The organism is Actinomadura sp. 6K520 (assembly GCF_004349245.1).
Taxonomy (GTDB): domain Bacteria; phylum Actinomycetota; class Actinomycetes; order Streptosporangiales; family Streptosporangiaceae; genus Spirillospora.
Map to the genome: position 1 here is coordinate 1 of NZ_SMLC01000039.1, position 18,342 is coordinate 18,342.

Annotated in this window: 24 protein-coding genes; 8 read left to right on the forward strand and 16 right to left on the reverse strand. The window is 73.4% G+C overall.

Translation table 11 applies throughout. From position 1 onward, the window contains the following. The first annotated feature begins 116 nt into the window (after window positions 1-116). The 3 genes from E1289_RS13270 (at window position 117) to E1289_RS13280 (ending at window position 2,650) form a co-directional block, all read left to right on the forward strand. Entirely contained in the window at window positions 117-686 is a 570-nt protein-coding gene (locus E1289_RS13270) for a TetR/AcrR family transcriptional regulator (RefSeq protein WP_131979765.1), read from the forward strand. A 263-nt stretch (window positions 687-949) separates the two neighbouring features. Further along, window positions 950-2,179 carry a Cmx/CmrA family chloramphenicol efflux MFS transporter gene (locus E1289_RS13275; RefSeq protein WP_131979768.1) on the forward strand — a complete coding sequence of 410 codons (1,230 nt, stop codon included), beginning with the start codon at window positions 950-952 and terminating at the stop codon, window positions 2,177-2,179. 129 nt (window positions 2,180-2,308) lie between these two features. Next, window positions 2,309-2,650, forward strand: a complete 342-nt coding sequence (locus tag E1289_RS13280) for a VOC family protein (RefSeq protein WP_131979772.1) — start codon at window positions 2,309-2,311, stop codon at window positions 2,648-2,650. Between the two features lie 45 nt (window positions 2,651-2,695). Here E1289_RS13280 and E1289_RS13285 read toward each other — a convergent pair whose 3' ends face one another. From E1289_RS13285 to purU, 14 genes are all read right to left on the reverse strand, one after another. Further along, entirely contained in the window at window positions 2,696-3,142 is a 447-nt protein-coding gene (locus E1289_RS13285; protein ID WP_131979775.1) for a helix-turn-helix domain-containing protein, read from the reverse strand. A 177-nt stretch (window positions 3,143-3,319) separates the two neighbouring features. After that, the gene (locus E1289_RS13290; protein ID WP_131979778.1) at window positions 3,320-4,483 is read right to left on the reverse strand and encodes a thiolase family protein; all 1,164 of its coding nucleotides are present in this window, start codon (window positions 4,481-4,483) and stop codon (window positions 3,320-3,322) included. Between the two features lie 342 nt (window positions 4,484-4,825). Then, window positions 4,826-5,404, reverse strand: coding sequence for an alkaline shock response membrane anchor protein AmaP (locus tag E1289_RS13295; RefSeq protein ID WP_131979780.1), 579 nt, complete (start codon window positions 5,402-5,404; stop codon window positions 4,826-4,828). After that, on the reverse strand, window positions 5,404-6,012 hold the full coding sequence (locus E1289_RS13300; protein WP_131979783.1) for a DUF6286 domain-containing protein: 609 nt from the start codon (window positions 6,010-6,012) through the stop codon (window positions 5,404-5,406). The genes E1289_RS13295 and E1289_RS13300 overlap by 1 nt, the downstream gene beginning before the upstream one ends. Next, window positions 6,009-6,362: an Asp23/Gls24 family envelope stress response protein gene (locus tag E1289_RS13305; RefSeq protein ID WP_131979785.1), complete on the reverse strand. Its 354-nt coding sequence runs from the start codon at window positions 6,360-6,362 to the stop codon at window positions 6,009-6,011. Before E1289_RS13305 ends, E1289_RS13300 begins: the two co-directional genes overlap by 4 nt. Further along, a complete protein-coding gene (locus E1289_RS13310) occupies window positions 6,359-6,538 on the reverse strand; it encodes a hypothetical protein (protein WP_131979884.1) in 180 nt (59 codons plus the stop codon). The genes E1289_RS13305 and E1289_RS13310 overlap by 4 nt, the downstream gene beginning before the upstream one ends. A gap of 28 nt (window positions 6,539-6,566) precedes the next feature. Then, entirely contained in the window at window positions 6,567-6,941 is a 375-nt protein-coding gene (locus E1289_RS13315; RefSeq protein ID WP_243712800.1) for a hypothetical protein, read from the reverse strand. Next, complete coding sequence (locus E1289_RS13320) at window positions 6,938-7,417, reverse strand: Asp23/Gls24 family envelope stress response protein (RefSeq protein WP_131979788.1); 480 nt, start codon at window positions 7,415-7,417, stop codon at window positions 6,938-6,940. Before E1289_RS13320 ends, E1289_RS13315 begins: the two co-directional genes overlap by 4 nt. A 90-nt stretch (window positions 7,418-7,507) precedes the next feature. After that, on the reverse strand, window positions 7,508-7,696 hold the full coding sequence (locus E1289_RS13325; RefSeq protein WP_131979791.1) for a hypothetical protein: 189 nt from the start codon (window positions 7,694-7,696) through the stop codon (window positions 7,508-7,510). A gap of 48 nt (window positions 7,697-7,744) precedes the next feature. Then, on the reverse strand, window positions 7,745-8,416 hold the full coding sequence (locus tag E1289_RS13330; RefSeq protein ID WP_131979794.1) for a response regulator: 672 nt from the start codon (window positions 8,414-8,416) through the stop codon (window positions 7,745-7,747). Further along, window positions 8,413-10,011: a sensor histidine kinase gene (locus tag E1289_RS13335; RefSeq protein ID WP_131979796.1), complete on the reverse strand. Its 1,599-nt coding sequence runs from the start codon at window positions 10,009-10,011 to the stop codon at window positions 8,413-8,415. Before E1289_RS13335 ends, E1289_RS13330 begins: the two co-directional genes overlap by 4 nt. 458 nt (window positions 10,012-10,469) lie before the next feature. Then, window positions 10,470-11,030: a hypothetical protein gene (locus tag E1289_RS13340; RefSeq protein WP_131979799.1), complete on the reverse strand. Its 561-nt coding sequence runs from the start codon at window positions 11,028-11,030 to the stop codon at window positions 10,470-10,472. 1 nt (window position 11,031) lies between these two features. After that, window positions 11,032-11,640, reverse strand: coding sequence for a DUF6286 domain-containing protein (locus E1289_RS13345; protein WP_131979802.1), 609 nt, complete (start codon window positions 11,638-11,640; stop codon window positions 11,032-11,034). A 119-nt stretch (window positions 11,641-11,759) separates the two neighbouring features. Beyond that, window positions 11,760-12,617 carry a formyltetrahydrofolate deformylase gene (gene purU, locus E1289_RS13350; RefSeq protein WP_165970456.1) on the reverse strand — a complete coding sequence of 286 codons (858 nt, stop codon included), beginning with the start codon at window positions 12,615-12,617 and terminating at the stop codon, window positions 11,760-11,762. Window positions 12,618-12,782: 165 nt separating this feature from the next. Between purU and E1289_RS13355 the strand changes: the two genes are divergently transcribed. The 4 genes from E1289_RS13355 to E1289_RS13370 all read left to right on the forward strand — a co-directional run bounded on the left by E1289_RS13355 (window position 12,783) and on the right by E1289_RS13370 (window position 17,072). Then, window positions 12,783-13,709, forward strand: a complete 927-nt coding sequence (locus tag E1289_RS13355; protein ID WP_131979807.1) for a PHB depolymerase family esterase — start codon at window positions 12,783-12,785, stop codon at window positions 13,707-13,709. 52 nt (window positions 13,710-13,761) lie between these two features. Further along, window positions 13,762-14,946, forward strand: a complete 1,185-nt coding sequence (locus E1289_RS13360) for an amino acid deaminase/aldolase (RefSeq protein ID WP_131979888.1) — start codon at window positions 13,762-13,764, stop codon at window positions 14,944-14,946. A gap of 186 nt (window positions 14,947-15,132) precedes the next feature. After that, a complete protein-coding gene (locus tag E1289_RS13365) occupies window positions 15,133-15,807 on the forward strand; it encodes an SIMPL domain-containing protein (protein WP_131979809.1) in 675 nt (224 codons plus the stop codon). Beyond that, a complete protein-coding gene (locus E1289_RS13370) occupies window positions 15,804-17,072 on the forward strand; it encodes a glycoside hydrolase family 4 (RefSeq protein ID WP_131979812.1) in 1,269 nt (422 codons plus the stop codon). The genes E1289_RS13365 and E1289_RS13370 overlap by 4 nt, the downstream gene beginning before the upstream one ends. Here the strand turns inward: E1289_RS13370 and E1289_RS39570 are convergent. Both E1289_RS39570 and E1289_RS13380 read right to left on the reverse strand, forming a co-directional pair. Then, on the reverse strand, window positions 17,065-17,313 hold the full coding sequence (locus E1289_RS39570; RefSeq protein WP_243712801.1) for a hypothetical protein: 249 nt from the start codon (window positions 17,311-17,313) through the stop codon (window positions 17,065-17,067). The genes E1289_RS13370 and E1289_RS39570 overlap by 8 nt on opposite strands. Window positions 17,314-17,374: 61 nt before the next feature. Continuing rightward, a complete protein-coding gene (locus E1289_RS13380) occupies window positions 17,375-17,683 on the reverse strand; it encodes a DUF3618 domain-containing protein (RefSeq protein WP_131979815.1) in 309 nt (102 codons plus the stop codon). Window positions 17,684-17,823: 140 nt separating this feature from the next. Here E1289_RS13380 and bcp point away from each other — a divergent pair, with 140 nt between their 5' ends. Next, complete coding sequence (gene bcp / locus E1289_RS13385) at window positions 17,824-18,291, forward strand: thioredoxin-dependent thiol peroxidase (RefSeq protein WP_131979818.1); 468 nt, start codon at window positions 17,824-17,826, stop codon at window positions 18,289-18,291. Window positions 18,292-18,342: the final 51 nt, after the last annotated feature.

Here is an 18,342-nt window from a genome sequence, read left to right on the forward strand (position 1 = left end):
GGAAGGGCGGGCGAGCTTCGGACATGACGGCCTCCTCTGGTTGAGAACGTACGTTCTCGACATCTGCCGCTAACCTAGGGAACGGTCGTTCTCGACGTCAAGGCAGGAGCGATGTGATGCCGGCCGCGATCACGCAGGAGCAGCAGGCCCGGGACCGCGGGGCACTGCTGGACGTCGCCGAGGACCTCTTCTACTCGCGGGGCGTCCAAGCGGTCGGCATGGACGAGCTGCGGGCCGTCTCAGGGCTGCCCCTGAAGCGCATCTATCGCCTCTTCCCGACGAAGGAGTCCCTCGTCGTCGCGATGCTGGAGCGCCGCGACCGGCGCTGGCGGGGGAGCCTGGCGGCCTACGTGGCGAAGGTGCCGGACCCCCGGGAACGCGTGCTCGCGATGTTCGACTGGCTCGGCGGGTGGTTCGCGGAGCCCGGCTTCCGCGGCTGCGCGTGGGCCAACGTCCACGGCGAGCTCGGCGCGTCGTCCCCGGCCATCGCCGCGGCGGTGCGTGCGCACAAGCGGGCGTTCCACGACCAGGTCGTCGAGCTGGTCTCCGCCGTGGCCCCGTCCGCCGCCGAACCGATCCACCTGCTCGCGGAGGGGGCCATCGTGGTGGCCGGCGTCCACGGCGACCCCGCGGCGGCCACCGGCGCCCGAACCGGCGCCCGCGCCCTGCTGGACGGGACCTCCTAGCCATACTCGGCCCCGCCCAACGGACCCCGTGGGGCCTTGGCGCTGGAAAACGGGCTGCTCCGGTGGCCGGCGGTCGGGTAGCGTGCGGGCCATGTCGAGCCCCGAGGCGTCCAGGGTGGGGGCTTTCGGTCACGCCGTCAGCTCCCTGAACCACTGAGCTCCCCGTCCCGCCGCGCCCGCGGCCGGACCGGTGCGCCATCGGGCGCTGACCGCGGTGACGAGACGTCCCCTCTCGTACTCCTCCTCACCTCGGGATCGACTCGATGCCTCTCTCGCTGTACCTGCTCGCCCTGGCGGTCTTCGCCATGGGCACCTCGGAGTTCATGCTGGCCGGGCTCCTCCCGGACATCGCCGCGGACCTCGGCGTCACGGTCGGGGCGGCGGGCACCCTCACCTCGGCCTTCGCGATCGGGATGGTCGCCGGTGCCCCGCTCATGGCCGCGCTCGCCCGCAACCGGCCCGGACGGGCCGCCCTGCTCGGCTTCCTCCTGCTGTTCTCGGCGGCCCACGCCGTGGGCGCCGTCACCACGAGCCTCCCGGTGCTGCTCACGACCCGCGTGCTCGCGGCGCTCGCGAACGCGGGATTCCTCGCCGTGGCCCTGACGACCGCCGCCGCGCTCGTCCCGCCCGGCCGGAAGGGACGCGCGCTCGCCGTACTGCTGTCGGGCACGACGATCGCCACGATCGCCGGGGTCCCCGGGGGATCGGTGCTCGGCACGCTGCTCGGGTGGCGGGCCACGTTCTGGGCCGTCGCCGCGCTCTGCCTGCCCGCGGCCGCCGGCGTCCTCAAGGCGATCCCGGGCCGCCGCGCGGAGCCGGACACCGCCGCGTCGCCGCTGCGCGCGGAGCTCGCCCGGCTCGCGAGGCCGCGGCTGCTGCTCGTCATGCTGCTCGGCGCGCTGGTCAACGCGGCGACCTTCGCGAGCTTCACGTTCCTCGCCCCGGTCGTGACCGGCACCGGCGGGCTGGACGAATGGTGGGTGCCGGTCGCCCTGGTGCTCTTCGGCGCCGGGTCCTTCGCCGGGGTGACCATCGCGGGACGGCTGTCCGACCGCCGTCCCGGCCTGGTCATCGCGGTCGGCGGACCGCTGCTGCTCGCGGGCTGGCCGGCCCTGGCGGTGCTCGCCGGCGAGCCGGTCGCACTGCTGACCCTCGTGTTCGTCCAGGGCACCCTCTCGTTCGCGCTGGGCGGCACGCTGATCACGCGCGTCCTCTACGAGGCGGCGGGAGCCCCCACCATGGCCGGCTCCTACTCGATCGCGGCGCTCAACGTCGGCGCCGCCGCCGGCCCCCTCATCGCCGCGACCACCCTCGGCACCGCGGCCGGCGAACTCGGGCCCCTGTGGACGAGCGGACTCCTCGTCGCCGTCGCCCTGCTCCTGGCGCTCCCCTTCCGCCCCGCGGTCACGGGCGACCAGCGGCACGCGGCGCCGCAGGGCCGCGTAGAGAGGACGCACCCACCACACACCGAAAGCGACCATCACCGCCACTGAGGGATTCGTCCGCGAGGGGCCGACCCGGACGTGCGGGCGAAGCTTGCCCGATCCGGGGCAGCCGATGACTTTCCTCCGCCGCCGAGGTCGGTACAGGCTGCACACAGGCTCCTCGTGGAGGGAGGGAACATGGCGCTGGACCTCTTCGCCGGCATTCCCGTCACCGACTACAACGCGGCGCTGCCGTGGTACGAGCGGTTCTTCGGCAGGGAGCCGTCGTTCCTGCCGAACGACGTCGAGGCCGTGTGGGAGGTGGCCGAGCACCGGTACGTCTACATCGTCCAGGACCCGGACCGCGCGGGGCACGCCCTGGTGTTCTCGTACGTCGACGACCTCGACGAGCGGGTCGGGGCGATCACCGCACGCGGAACCGAACCCGCGGATCGCGAAACGTACGGGAACGGCGTGACGAAGGTGATCTACCGGGACCCCGACGGCAACGAGATCAGCCTCGGCGGCGGGCCGGGCTGAGCCCAGGAGATCCCGACCCCGTCGACCCAGGCGGCTCAGGGCGTTTCAGGGCGTCAGGACGCCGCGTCCGGTGGGCGAGTGGGCGCCCTGGCGGGCCTCGTTGCCGCAGTGGCGGCAGATCACCATCGGGCTGACCGGGTTGCCGCAGGAATGCTGCCAGCGGACGGGCGGGTCGTCCGCGTGCAGGTGGCGGTCGCCCCACTTCATCAGCATGAGCAGGACGTCGCTCAACTCGACGCCCGCGGCGGTCAGGTGGTACTCGTAGCGGGCGGGCCGGTCGCTGTAGCGCTCGCGGCGGATGATGCCGTTCGCCTCCAGTTTGCGGAGGCGGGAGGTGAGGATGTCGCGCGACGCCCCGGTGTTCCGGGCGATCCGGTCGAAGCGCCGCACCCCGTACACGAGTTCGCGGATCACGAGCAGGCTCCAGCGCTCGCCGACCAGATCCAGCGTGTCGGCGACCGAGCACTCGCGCGGATGGGCGTCCTTCGGCATACCACGCAGCCTAATGCGCCGCTCCCGTTGTTCCGTCGGGCCGACGGCCCGCACCGGTCGTGACCGGGCCGGCGGCGGCGTCCCGTCCGGGTCCGCGGGCGGTGCGCCACGGTCCGGTGCGGGCCGGTGGGCGTCCGTGGACGCCGCACCGGCCGCCGTGCCCGTCCGGCCCATGCGTCAGAGTCGCTCGATGACGGTGGCGTTGGCCAGGCCGCCCGCTTCGCACATGGTCTGGAGGCCGTAGCGTCCGCCGCGGTCTTCGAGGGCGTGCAGGAGCGTCGTCATGATGCGGGTACCGCTGGCGCCGAGCGGGTGGCCGATCGCGATCGCGCCGCCGCGGACGTTGACCCGGGCCGGGTCGGCGCCGGTCTCGCGCTGCCAGGCCAGGACGACCGGGGCGAACGCCTCGTTCACCTCGAACAGGTCGATGTCGCCGAGGGACAGGCCGGCCCGCTCCAGGACCTTCCCGGTCGCCGGGATGATCGCGGTGAGCATCAGCAGCGGGTCGTCGCCGGTCACGGCGAACGCGTGGAAGCGGGCGCGGGGACGCAGGCCGAGGCGTTCGGCCACATCGGCGCCCATGACGAGCACGGCGGCGGCGCCGTCGTTGATCGGGGACGCGTTGCCCGCGGTGATCTTCCAGGCGATCTCGGGGAACCGCTCGGCCGTGCGCTCGTCGTAGTAGGCGGGTCCGAGCCCGGCGAGGATCTCCGGGGACGTCCCGGGACGGACGGTCTCGTCCCACTGGCCCGCCCAGGCGACCTCGCGGTCGAACTCGCCGTTCTTCCACGCTTCGGCGGCGCGGCGGTGCGACTCGTAGGCGAAGGCGTCGAGTTCCTCGCGGGGCAGGTCCCAGCGGGCGGCGATCAGTTCGGCGCTGATGCCCTGGCCGACGAGGCCGTCCGGGTACCGCTCGCCGAGCAGCGTCCCGAACGGGTCGGTGCCGGGCAGCACGCTCGACCCCATCGGCACGCGGGACATCGACTCGACGCCGCACGCGATCGCGATGTCGTAGGCGCCGCTCTGCACGCCCTGCGCCGCGATGTGCAGGGCCTGCTGCGACGAGCCGCACTGCCGGTCGACGGTCATGGCGGGGACGCTCTCCGGGAACCCCGCGGCGAGGACGGCCGTGCGGGTGATGTTGAGCGCCTGGTCGCCGACCTGGGTGACGACGCCGCCGACGACGTCGTCCACCTGGGCCGGGTCGACGCCCGCGCGTTCGACGAGCGTCTGCAGCGTCCGGGCCAGCAGGTCGGCCGGGTGGTCGTCGTGCAGCGTCCCGTTCGGTTTGCCCTTGCCCACCGGGGTGCGCACGGCCTCCACGATCACCGCGTCGCGCATGACTCCCACCTCCGTTGTGTTTTCCAACTCACCACCGGAGTATCCGGTCAGTAAGTTGGAAAACACAACCCACTAGGTGCGTGGGCTGCCTCACACGAGAGAAACCCGGGAGCCCGGCGTATACCGCCGCGACTCCCGGGCCGTCGGACCGCTCAGCGGGAGGGGCCCATACTGTGGTCCGTCTCTTTCCTCCATACGCCGAAGGGCCCCGTGGTGGAGCCGCCCGACAGTGCGAGGTCGGACAAGCGCACCTCCTTCATGCCCTTGACGTCACGTTCACCTCGGACACTAGCCCCAAATACCCCGAAAAGCCCCCAATGGGGATTCAAGGGCCAGCAAGCATCAGCTGACGGTCGGTGCCCGCTCCCCCGACACGAGGCGCAGCCGCACCACCGTGGGCACCGAGTCACGCTCGAGAGCGGCGCGCAGGCGCGGCACGGCCTCGTCCTGGACGCGCCCGCGCAGTTCGGCGGGGTCCGCGTCCCGCCCGTACGCGATGTTCAGCCACAACTCGGGCGCCCGGGACGAGCCGAGCAGCCGGGCCCGCACGTTCTGGACGCCCGGATACTCGCCGATCTCGGCTTCGAGCGCGCCGGCGATGGCCTTGGCCGACAGCCGCGTCGTCCCCGCCCCGGCGTCCGGCTCCAGCGCCAGGCCGGGGAGCCTCCCGGTGCGTCCCTGGGCGAGCAGCCAGGCGAGCCCGAGCAGCGCCAGGACCACCGCCGCGGCGGCGACGGCCGGCCAGAACCAGTCGTTGTCCTCGGCGAAGCGGCGCGCCCCGGCGGTGAGGACCGGCGCGGACGCCCGCCCGTCACCGAAGGCGCCCAGCCCCCGGGCGAGGCCCGCACCCCCCGCGGCCGTGAGGACGACGCCCGACAGGATCAGCCCGGTGCGGTTGAGGTGCGCGGGTCGGCGGTCCATCACGCCCCCCGGTGCCGCAGCTGCACCCGCACGGACCGGTCGGGCAGCGGCTCAAGCCGGTCGAGACGGTCGTGCACCGCCTCGGCTACGCCCTCGTCCAGCCCCGCGGGCTCGTGCACGGGCGTCTTGGCCACCACCCTCACCCGGCGGCGCCCCAGCCGGACCCGTGTCACACCCGACACGCCCGGCGCCTCCTCGGCCGCCGCGGCCACGGCGCGTTTGAGCCCGCGCCTGCTCACCCCCATCACCAGGCCCGGGTCGTCGCCGTGCAGCGGAACCATCCGGGACCGGCCCGGCAGCAGGGCCGCCAGCAGGAAGAGCAGCCCGAGCAGCGCCAGCGCGGCGAAGATCGCCAGCGCGTACCAGTCGTCCCACTCCGCGTCGTCGACCCACCCGTAGGGGAAGATGCCCGCGGGGCGGTCGAGCAGCGCCGAGATGACCTCGATCGCGGTGAGCACGCCCGCCGCCGTCAGCAGCAGCGCAGCGACCATGGCGGACGGCACCCGCCGGGAGCGGAACACGTGCTTCGCCGCGCGGTCGGCCTTGCGCGAACTGGGCCCCGGCCCTTCCCGCTCGACCGCGGGCCGAAGACCGGCCTGCGCGGTCACCGCACGGTCCTTTCACCGGCGCCCGGAAGGCCCAGCTCGGAGACGTCGATGTCCACCTGCCGGACGGTGAGGCCGGTCAGCTCCGCCACCCTGTCGCGCACGCGCTCGCGCACCCGCCCCGCCACGGCGCGCACCGGCATCGGGTAGGTCACCGACATCGCCACCTTGGCGGTGACGACGTCCCCGTTCACCCGGACCTCGGCGCGAGCCGGGCGGCGCCCCGGGACCGGCACGCCGAGCACCGTCCGGCCGACCCCTCCGGACTCGTCCACCTCCGCCGCGGCCCTGGCGACGATGCGCGCCACGGCCTGCTCGCGGATCGTCGTGGTGCCCCGTTCCCCGTCGTTCATCGCGACCGCCGGCCGGTACCGATCAGCCGCCCGACGTCGAGGTCTCCCTCGATGGCGCGCCCGACCAGGAAGCCGAGCCCGCCGAGGAACAGGACGATGAAGAACGGCCCGAACCCCCCGAACGCGCCGGCGAACCCGAGCGCCACCCCGAAAGCCATTCCGACCAGGGGCCACAGCAGTCTCATGTCCATGACCGAATCCCCCTCACCGCACCTGCCGTTCGTCGGCGAAGTCCCCGATCAGGACGTTCACCCGCCGCCCACCGGCGAGCGGGCGCACCAGCCGCCGGACGTCATCGGCGATCTCCGCACACGGCCGTCCGTACCTGACGACGACCCCGACCTCGACCTCCCCGGAACGCACCGCCACCCCCGCGAGCGGCGGTCCCGGACGATGCGTCGCGATCCAGCCGCGCGGCCCGGAGGTCAGTTCCAGCACGTCCGGGCACCCCAGCGCCGCCTCGCCGACCCGCAGCGCCAGGTCGACGACCGAGGCCCGCTCCCCGCGTTCCACCACGGACGCCTCCTCCAAGACCCCCGGACCGGACCCGCCGGGCGCCTCGTCCGTCCAGGCGATCATCGAACCCGGGGCTCTTCGGACCGCCCGCCCTCGTCGTCGCCGTCCAGGTGGACGTCGTCCACGGTGATGTTCACCTCGACGACCTCCAGGCCGCACATGTGCTCGACCTCGTTGACGACGTTGGCGCGCACCGCGCCCGCGAGGTCCGGGATCGAGAGCCCGTATTCGACGACCAGGTCGATGTCCACGGCGGCCTGCCGTTCGCCGACCTGGACGTCCACGCCCTGGGTGTCGTCGGAAGCCACGCCGGGCACCCGCTCCCTGACCGACCCCAGCGTCCGCGACATCCCCCTGCCCATCGCGTACACGCCGCCGACCTGCCGCGCCGCCATCGTCGCGATCTTGGCGACGACGGTGTCGGCGATCCGGGTCGTGCCGTCCGACGTGACGAGTTCGCTGGAACCGCCGTCAGGGCCCCGCTTGCGCAACGTCCCCGTGGCGCCCTGACCGGCGGCCCGTGCGTCGTCCTGACTCATGCCGTCCCCCCAAAGTCACTGATGTCCGATTCATGCTCGCCGCGCCGCACATGAACCGCCACTTTGGAGAAAGAGCAGGCCAACGTCGATTTACTCGGCGGGTGCGGAGCGGGTGCCGCCGCCGCGGGATGTGGGCCGGGCCTCGCCGGCCGACTTCGTCGCGTGGAACATCGCGCGCATCTTGCGTGCCGCGTCCCCGGGCTTCTTCGGGCCCTCGCCCGTACCGCCCTCCCGCCCGGTGTTCCCGGCCGCCCTGTCCTTGCCCTGCTTGTCGTTCACGACAACACTCCCCCGATGTCGATCACACTCGTCACATGAGTACCCCGTCTACCCGGGGTAGAAGCGCACTTCCGGGCGCCCGACCTGACCGTAGTGCGGGCGGCGGTGCGCGAGGCCGTTCTCCGCGAGGTATTCGAGGTAGCGGCGGGCCGTGACGCGGGAGACGCCGGTGAGGTCGGCCGCCGCGGCGGCCGACAGCCCGTCGGCGGCGCCGGCCAGCACCTCGGTGACGGCCTGGAGCGTCTCGTCGCTCATGCCCTTGGGCAGCGTGCGGTGGCCGGGGGTGCGGAGCGTGGCGAGCATGCCGTCCACGTCGGCCTGGCCGCTGACCTCCCCGGCGCCGACCGCCTGCTCCCGGAACCGCGCGTAGCGTTCGAGCTTGTCGCGCAGGGACGCGAACGTGAACGGCTTGAGCAGGTACTGGACGACGCCGACCGCCACCGCGGACCGGATCACGGCCAGGTCCCGGGCGGAGGTGACGGCGATGACGTCCACGTCGCTGCCCGCGGCGCGGAGCGCACGGCACACCGTGAGGCCGTGGGTGTCGGGGAGGTAGAAGTCCAGCAGGACGACGTCCACGGCGGAGCGCTCGCAGAACCGCAGCGCGTCCGCCCCGGAGTGGACGACGCCGGCGACGGTGAAGCCGGCGACGCGCTCGACGTAGGAGCGGTGCGCCTCGGCGGCGACGGGGTCGTCCTCGACCACGAGCACCCTGATCATGACGCGTCCAGGGGCAGCCGGACGGTGAACACGGCGCCCTCGTCGTGGCTCACCCGGACGTCGCCGCCGTGGCGGCGGACGGCCTGCCCGACCAGCGCGAGGCCGATGCCGTGGCCGACGGGCCCGCCGGACGTCTTGGTCGTCCAGCCGCGCCGGAACATCTCGGGCACCGCGGCCGGGTCCACGCCCGGCCCGCTGTCGGACACCTCCAGCACGAGGGCGCCGCCCTCCTTCCGCGCGCTGACGACCACGCGGGGCGGGCGGACGTCCGCGCCCGCGAGCGCGGCGTCCACCGCGTTGTCGATGAGGTTGCCGAGGATGGTGACGAGGTCGCGGGGCTCGGGCACGCCCTCGATGGCGGTGTCCTCGGTGACGGCGAGCTCGACGCCGCGCTCCCCCGCCTCCGCGGACTTGCCGAGCAGCAGGGCGGCCAGCACCGGTTCCGACACCGACCCGACGACCCGGTCGGTGAGCCGCTGCGCGGTCCGCAGCTCGGCGGTGGCGAACTCGACGGCCTGGTCGGGACGGCCCAGCTCCACCAGCGACACCACGGTGTGCAGCCGGTTCGCCGCCTCGTGCGCCTGCGAGCGCAGCGACTCGGCGAACCCGCGCACGGTGTCCAGCTCGCCGGTCAGCACCTGCAGCTCGGTGTGGTCCCGCAACGTGACGACGTTGCCCATCGCGGTGTCCCGCGACCGGACGGGCTGGGTGTTCACGACGAGCACCCGGGTGTCGGCGACGTGGACCTCGTCCGACCGCGGCTCCGCCGAGACGCAGGTGGTGGCCAGCTCGTCCGACAGCCCCAGCTCCGTGACGTGCCGCCCCCGCGGATCCGGGTCCAGGTCGAGCAGGTCGCGCGCGGCGTCGTTGCACAGGACGACGCGGCCCGAGTGGTCGAGGAGCAGCAGGCCCTCCCGGACGGTGTGCAGGATCGCCTCGTAGTACTCGAACATCTCGCGCAGCTCGCCGGGCGCGACGCCGCGGGTCTGGCGGCGCAGCCGGGCGGCGACCAGGTAGCTGCCGCCCACGCCGACGGCCAGCACCGCGGCGGCGACGACGGCCAGGGCGATGAGCCGCTGCCGCAGCTCGGCGGTGATGACGCGGATCGTGATGCCGACCGCGACCAGGGCCACGATGCGTCCGCCGTCGAAGACCGGGGCGACGGTGCGGACGGACGGGCCGAGCGTCCCCGTGTAGGTCTCGGTGAACGTCAGCCCCGCGAGGGCGGGCCCGGTGTTGCCGACGAACCGTCCGCCGATCCGGGCCGGGTTCGGGTGGGTGTACCGGATCCCGGCCGGGCTCATGATCGTGATGAAGTCGACGCCGGTGTCGCGGCGGACGCGTTCGGCGTACGGCTGCAGGAGCCGGCTGGGATCGGAGGTCGCGACCGCGACGCGGACGTTGTCGGCGTCGGCGATGCTCTTCGCGACCGCCGTCACCGTCTGCGCCGCGGCGTCGTCGGCGGACCGCCCGGCGTCCAGGTAGGCGATGCTCGCGCCCGCCGCCACCAGCAGCCCGACGATCGCCGCCTGCAGCACCAGCAGCTGCCGCGCCACACTCCAGCGGCCGGGGATCGTCCATGCGGGACGCCGCACGCGCGCACCTTTCGTCTCGGCCACACCGTGAACGAAATGTACACAAGGGTGACCGCCGGCTCCGGAACGCGCATAGTCCGGTACGGAACCGAGTCCCTCGCCGAGCAAAGCGTCGACCTGCGCGGCCCCTCCCCCCACGCAGGCGCCCACCGTGTGCATGTGCCCGCTCCGCCGGCACATGGGCGTCTGTCCCAGGGCGCGGGCGCCCGTCCGGAATCAGGAGACTGTGCGGGCCTGATCCGGACGGGCGCCGCCCCTACCTATTGCATTGCCCTTGGCGGTCAGGCGCTGGAGCGCCCTCCCTTCGGCGGGCAATGCGCGCGATCGCTGCATCGCTCCGGCTCGCCCAGGGGCTCGCTGCGCGATCAGGTTTCTCGCTTCGCTCGAAACCTGCCTTCGGACGCGATCGCAATGGTTCGGGTCGTTGCGGGGTTGCGGTGACGGCTGAGGTGGTCGGGTCAGGCGGGTTCCGGTTGGGCGCGGTGGCGGCGGGGCGGGCGCGGGAGGTCCGGGTGGAAGCGGATCACCACCGGCAGGTCGGGCATGCCGACGGCGTCGCGGTAGCGCTCCACCGGGCCCGCGCCCAGTTCGCCGTAGACCTCGCTGATCAGTGTGTCGCCCGCGCAGGCGAGCCGCACCAGCAGGCGGGGCCGGTCGGCCGTGCCCGTGAGGCGGACGCGGGAGTCCCGGACGCCGGGCATGGCGCGCGCGTCCCGGTTCAGGTCGTCCGCGGCCGCACGGGCGCGGATGCGGGTCTCCGGGTCGACGTCCGGCCACCACCGGTGCACGACGCGGCGGACCTGGACGACCAGCCACAGCTGCCCGGCGAGCGCCAGAATCTCCGCGGCGCCCGCGGCGACCGGCAGGAACCAGCCGTGGCCGCCGGTGAACCGGGCGAGCGCGGGGTCGAGCGGCGGGCGGTCCACGACGGCGCCGCCGAAGGCGCCGAGGCCCGCGGCCAGCGCCGCGGCGCCGCAGGCGAACAGGACGGCCCCGGTGGCCGCGATCGCGACGCGCATGTCAGTCCCTCCGCCAGCCGAGCCGGACGTCGATCCGCGGCCGGTTCATCGGCTCGATGCGGTCCAGCCGGGCGTCGATCGCCAGCCGGACGAGGTCCGCGAGGTTCGCCGGGTTGCGGTAGCCGGTGGTGACGCGGACGACGAGGACGCCGCGGAACGGCCCCGGCCCGCGCACGCGGGCGCGTTCGATGCCGGGGACGCCGAGCGCCGCGTCCGCGAGCGTCCGGCGCAGGGCGGTGCGTCCGACGGCGCCCGCCTGCCGCGGGTCGGACCCCGCCAGCGGGACGCCGCGGAGCCGGCCCGGCAGCGCCGCCAGCAGGAACGCGGCACCGGCGAGGGTGATCGCGCCCGTGACCGCCAGGAGGTCGTGCCAGCTGTGCCGCCGGAGCGCGTCCGCCACCGCGGCCACGCCCGGCACGGGGTGGACGGCGGAACCGAGCGCGGCGGCCAGCAGTTCGATGGCGGCGACCCCGCCGGCCGTGGTCACCAGCAGCGCGGCGGCGAAGCCCGCGAACGCGCGGCGCGGCCGGAACTCGCGGACGGCGAGCCGCCGCGCCCGCCGCCTGTTGTGCTCCTCCTCGATCAGGTCCCTGACCAGCGCCTCGGCCATAGCCACCCCCGTGAGCCATCGGCACGTCCGACATCATCACTCATGGTGCGGCAATGTCACGCGGAGTGAAACACGCCATGCCGACATCTCGCGCGTTCGCCGGGTGGCGCGGCCGCGGGTCAGCGGAAGACGACCGTGCGGTCCCCGTTGAGGAGGATGCGGTGCTCGCAGTGCCAGCGGACCGCGCGGGCGAGGGCGAGGCACTCGACGTCGCGGCCGACCGCCACCAGTTCCTCGGGGCTGTGGCCGTGGTCGACGCGGGCGACCTCCTGCTCGATGATCGGCCCCTCGTCCAGGTCGGCGGTGACGTAGTGCGCGGTGGCGCCGATCAGCTTCACGCCGCGCGCGTGCGCCTGGTGGTAGGGGCGGGCGCCCTTGAAGCTCGGCAGGAACGAGTGGTGGATGTTGATGATCGCGCCGGGCAGCTTGGCGCAGAAGTCGTCGGAGAGGATCTGCATGTACCGGGCGAGGACGACCAGGTCGGCGCCGTAGTGGTCGACCAGCGTCAGGATCTCGGCCTCCTGCGCGGCCTTGCCGCCCGGCCCGACCGGCAGGTGGTGGTAGTCGATCCCGTACGACTGGGTGAGGGGGCGCAGGTCGGGGTGGTTGGACGCGACCGCGACGATGTCGATGTCGAGCAGCCCGGAGCGCGTCCGGTACAGCAGGTCGTTGAGGCAGTGCCCGCCCTTCGACACCATGATCAGCACGCGCGGCCGCTCGGCGAGCGCGTGCAGCCGCCACTGCAGGCCCAGCTCCGGCGCCAGGGACGCGAACGCGCCGCGCAGCTCGTCCGGGTCGGTGTCGTCCAGGGCCGCGAACTGCACCCGCATGAAGAAGGTGCCGGAGTCGCCGTCGCCGAACTGCTGGCTCTCCAGGATGTTGCAGCCGCGCTCGGCCAGCAGCCCCGAGACGGCGGCGACGATGCCGGGCCGGTCGGGGCATGACAGGGTCAGCACATATTCGCTCAACGGTCTCACTCTTGTCGCGACGGGGCAGCTCAGGACGGGTCTCTTCGAGCTTACGCGGCGTCCGCCGCTCCCGCCGCCTTACCGGCCGGGACGGCGAGGCGTCACCGGGACCGTGCACCCACCGCCCTACTGATGAGTAGTTTAAGGGCTCGCTTTGAGGTTAGTTTTGCCTCCATGCGGCGAATCGGGTTCGTGGTACTGGCGGTGGCCCTCGCTCTCGCGGGCTGCACGGCGGAGACCGGCGACGGCGGCGAGGGCGGACGGCCCGCGAAGGTGGACGGCATCCCCACCGCGCAGGGCACGCACAAGCAGAAGCTGGACGTGGGGACGGTCGGGCACCGCGAGTTCCTGCTGCACGTCCCGGCGAAGGTGGCCGACGGCGAGTGGCGGGACGGCAAGCCCGCCGACCCGCCCGCGCTGGTCGTCGCCCTGCACGGCGGGCTCGCCACGATGGAGAAGATGGCGGAGCTGTCCGGCTTCAACCGGCAGTCGGACGAGAGCGGCTTCCTCGTCGCCTACCCCAACGGCTTCATGACGACGTGGAACGCCGGCGACTGCTGCGGCGCGGCGAAGCTCGGCGACGTGGACGACGTCGGCTTCCTCACCAAGCTGATCGACAAGCTCACCGGCGCGGGGCTGGCCGACCCGAGTCGGGTCTACGTCACGGGCTTCTCCAACGGGGCCGGGATGGCGTACCGGATGGCCTGCGAGAAGCCCGGCAAGGTCGCGGCGATCGGGGTCGTGGAGGGCGCGCTGGTGACCGACTGCGACCCCGGCGAGCCCGTCTCGGCGATGATCTTCCACGGGACGGCGGACGGGAGCGTCCCGTACAACGGCGGCGGGAACCGCGACTTCAACGACCGGCGGCCGTTCCCGCCCGTGTCGAAGGCGGTCGAGTTCTGGCGCCGGGCCGGCGGGCTGCCCGAGCCGGAGAAGCGCGTCAAGGCGCTGACCGGGAACACCGAGTGCCAGAGCACCGGGAAGGGCGAGCGCGGCGTCGCGGTGACCTTCTGCAAGATCAACGGCGGCGGGCACGAATGGCCGGACCGGGCGGGGGCCATGCTGTGGGACTTCTTCGCCGCCCACCCGCGTCCGGAATGAGTGGTACGTGAGAGGTTTTCACATTCGTGGATAGTGTGGCAGTGTGACCACCATGAACCTCCGGGACCGCTACGACGCCGCGACGGCCGGGATCGAGGCGCCGTTCGCCGTCGTCGACCTGGCGGCCTTCCGCGCGAACGCCGCCGGCCTCGTCCGCCGCGCCGCCGGCAAGCCGATCCGGGTGGCGAGCAAGTCGGTGCGCTGCCGGCCGCTGCTGGAGGACGTCCTCGCCATGGACGGCTTCGCCGGGGTCATGGCGTTCACGCTCCCCGAAGCCCGCTGGCTGGCCGCGGAGGGCGTCAGCGACGACATCCTCGTCGCCTACCCCACCACCGACCGGACCGCCATCGCCGCGCTCGCCGCCGACCCCGCCGCCGCCCGAACCGTCACGCTCATGGTCGACTCCCCCGAGCACCTCGACCTGATCGAGTCGGCCGCGGGCGACCGCGACATCCGGGTCTGCATCGACATCGACGCCTCCTACCGCCCGCTGGCCGGACGGGTCCGGATCGGCGCACTGCGCTCCCCGCTGCGCACCCCCGCCCAGGCCCGCGCGTTCGCCGAGCAGATCCTCAAGCGGCCCTCGCTGCACCTCGTCGGGCTCATGGCGTACGAGTCGCAGATCGCCGGGGTCGGGGACGTCCCGCCCGGACGCCCCGCCCGCGGCCGCGTCATCCGCACCATGCAGCAGCGGTCCCGCCTCGAACTGGCCCGCCGCCGCGCCGCGATCGTCCGCACCATCACGGAACTGACCGACCTGGAGTTCGTCAACGGCGGCGGCACCGGCAGCGTCGAGAAGACCGCCGCCGAACGCGCCGTCACCGAGGTCGCGGCGGGCTCCGGCCTCTACCAGCCGCACCTGTTCGACCAGTACTCCAACTTCAGCGGACGGCCCGCCGCGCTCTTCGCCCTCCCGGTCGTGCGCCGCCCCGCACCCGGCGTCGCGACCTGCCTCGGCGGCGGCTACCTCGCCTCCGGCCCCGGCGACACCATCCGCCTTCCCCAGCCCTACCTGCCGACCGGCCTCGGCTACGCCCCCAACGAGGGCGCCGGCGAGGTGCAGACCCCCCTGCTCGGCCGCTCCGCCGACCTCCTCGCCATCGGCGACCGCGTCTGGTTCCGGCACACCAAGGCGGGCGAACTCTGCGAGCGATTCGACGCCCTCCACCTGATCGAAGACGACCGAGTCGTGGCCACCGTCCCGACGTACCGGGGCGAAGGCCGCACCTTCCTGTGAAGGGGGGCGACCCCCTTCGACCCCCGTTGCGCTCGGCGAACCGTGCGGCCTCCGGGCGCGGAACGCCCTCCGGCCGTACGACCCGTGGGGCGATCATGCAGGTGGGCGTGCCCCTGGAAACCTCCACGGATTCGTTCTGGCGGCACAAGGAGCGAACCCGCAGTGCGGGCGGCGTAGGTTGGGGGGATGAGCGATGCTCCCTTGATCAGTGTTCGTGGTGAGGCCGTGCTGGAGGTCGAGCCGGAGATCGCGCGGCTGGTGGTGCACGTCCAGTCGCAGGAGTCCGACCGGCGGGACGCACTCGACCGGCTGACCGAGCGCAACCGGCGATGCCTTGAGCTGGTCAGGTCGTACGGGGAGGCCGTGGAGAAGCTGGAGACGGGCGGGCTGTCGATCGTGCCGCTGCTGAAGTACCGGCGGCGGGAGGGCGACGTCCGCGCCTACCGGGGGACCGTGCAGCTCAAGATCGTGGTCGCGGACTTCGGGGTGCTCGGGGAGCTGGTCACCCGGCTCGGCGACATGGAGCGCACCTACGTGGACGGGCCCGAGTGGGCGCTGCGGCCGGACAGCGAGGTTTACGGGCGGGCCGCGCGGCAGGCCGCCCACGAGGCCGTCGAGCGGGCCCGCCGCTACGCCGAGGCGCTCGGGTCCCGGCTCACCGGGCTCGTCGAACTGTCGGACGAGGGGCTCGGCAGGCCCCAGGACGCGGGCGGCCCCGTCACGCTGGCCGCCGCGTACGGGGCCGCCGCCGGGACGGCGGAGGAGCCCGAGCCGATCGACCTGGAGCCCGCGAAGCAGGTCGTCCGGGCCGCGGTCGAGGCCCGGTTCACCGGGTCGCCGCCCGATTTGGAGCCTCGGTGAAGATCGCGATCATCGGGGCCGGCAGCGGCTACATGCCGGGGGTGATCCGCGGGGTCCTGCACCGCGCCGAGGCCCTGGCGGGCACCGAGCTGGCCTGCCACGACATCGACACCGGGCAGCTGGTGACCATGACGCGGCTGGCCCGCGCCATGTTCTCCGCCAGGGGCGCCGCCATCACCGTCTCCGCGCACACCGACCGCAAGGCCGCGCTGGACGGAGCGTCCTACGTGTTCACGACGTTCCGTCCCGGCGGGCTCGCGGCGCGCCACCTGGACGAGTCGATCCCGCTCAGGCACGGCGTCGTCGGGCAGGAGACCGCCGGGCCCGGCGGGTTCCTGATGGCGCTGCGGTCCGTTCCCGTCCTGCTGGAGATCGCGGCCGCCGCGCCGGACGCCTGGATCGTCAACTACACCAACCCGACGAACATCGTCACCGACGCCGTCGCCCGCACCACCGGAGCGCGCATCATCGGGCTGTGCGACCAGGCCATCGGGGACACCGAGATGTGGGCCGGCCTGCTGGGCCTCCCCTCCGCGGGGCTGGAGGCCGACTGGATCGGCCTCAACCACGCGACCTGGGCGCAGCGGCTCCGGCTCGACGGCCACGACCTCGATGTTCCGGCGCTGCTGGACGAGCTGGAGATCCCGGGCGGCGGCGCGACGCCGTGGCGCGACCCGTCCCGCATGGCCGAACTCGCCAAGACGCTCGGATTCCTGCCGAACTCCTACGCCAAGTACTACTTCTTCCACGACGAAGTGGTCGAGGAGCTGCGCGAGAAGGGCACGACCCGCGCGCAGGACATCCTCGCCATGCTCCCCGCCTACTACGAGCAGGTCGCCGCCGAGTCGCGGAAGCCCGACCCCGACCCGTCCCGCGAGCGCGGCGGCGGGGAGCACGGCGAGTTCGCCGTGGACGTCATCTGCGCCCTGCACCGCGACGAGGGCCGCCGGATGATCGTCAACACGCGCAACAACGGCGCGATCTCCTCGCTGGACGCGGACGCGATCGTCGAGGTCCCCTCGCTCGTCGGGCGCTCCGGCCCGGTCCCGCTGACGATGGGCCCGCTCCCCGGGCCGGTGCGCGGGCTCACCCAGGCGATCCACGCCTACGAGCGGCTCGCGTCCGAGGCGGCCGTCACCGGCGACCACCGGACCGCCCTGCAGGCCCTCATGGCGCACCCGTTCGTCCGCAGCAAGCACACCGCCCGGAAGATCCTGGACGAGGGACTCGCCGCGCACCGCGACCACCTGCCGCAGTTCATCTGACCGTGACCTCGTCCGCCTGAACGGGGAACGTCCCCGACCCGTACCCAAGGGTGTGGGAGGAACGGATTGCGGGGAGTACCGCTTCGGCCTCGGCGTCTACGCCCTCGGACGGCTGCCCGGCGCCGAGGCCGACGAGCTGTCGGCGCACCTGCGCGGGTGCCCGTCCTGCCGCGCGGAACTCGCCGAGCTGCGCGACGTCGCCGAGCTCCTCGCCCGCAGTGTCCCGCAGCCGCCCGGCCACGGCCCAGTGACACGAAGAGGCGCCGGCCGCAGACCGCGGACCGGCGCCTCCCTGAACGGCCTCAACGGCGCCTGCGCCTACGGCTCCAGAGGACCAGGGCGGTCACGGTGACGGCGGCGCCGACGCCCGCCAGCACCACGCGTTTGTCGATCCCGCCGCCTTCCGGGTCGTCGTCCGCGGGCGCACCGATCATCGCGCCTACGGCCTTGGCGACCTGACCCGCCTCCTCTTTCAGCCGGTCGGCGCCCCGCCGCGCGACGTTCTTCGGATTCGTCCGGTCGGCGATCTCGTCGACCGTGCGTGCGAGCTCCTGGACGTTGCGCTCTATGTACCTTTCCAGCGCCTCCGGGTCGCTGGGCCTGTCGTCCATGCCGTGTCCTTATCGTGTGGGGCGAAACCGTGACCAGCGAAGCATGATCCGGACAGTCTCGCAGGTCTTCCCCCGGAACGCCCGCCGCACCCCCGGCCCGGTACGGTTGGAGCCACCATCCGAGCGAAAGGCGGGACAGGGTGTCCGAGCGGCTGCAGCCGGGCGACGTCGCCCCCGAGTTCGAGCTTCCCGACGCCGACGGGTCCCCGGTGTCGCTGGCCGCGCTGCGCGGCAGGCGTGTGATCCTCTACTTCTACCCGGCGGCCATGACCCCCGGCTGCACCAAGGAGTCGGTCGACTTCGAGGGCAGCCTCGGCGACCTCGACGCCGCGGGCGTCACCGTCGTGGGCGTCTCCCCCGACAAGCCCGCCAAGCTCGCCAAGTTCCGGGAGAAGGAGGGCCTGACCTTCCCGCTGCTCTCCGACCCGGACACCGGGGTGCTGAAGGCTTACGGCGCGTACGGGGAGAAGAAGCTGTACGGCAAGGTCGTCGTCGGCGTCATCCGCTCCACCTTCATCATCGACGCCGACGGGAAGATCGAGAAGGCGTACTACAACGTGAAGGCCACCGGCCACGTGGACCGCCTCCGCCGCGACCTGGGCATCTGAACCGGCGGTACGAGAAGGCCGGCCCGCGGCGCGGGCCGGCCTTCGCATGTG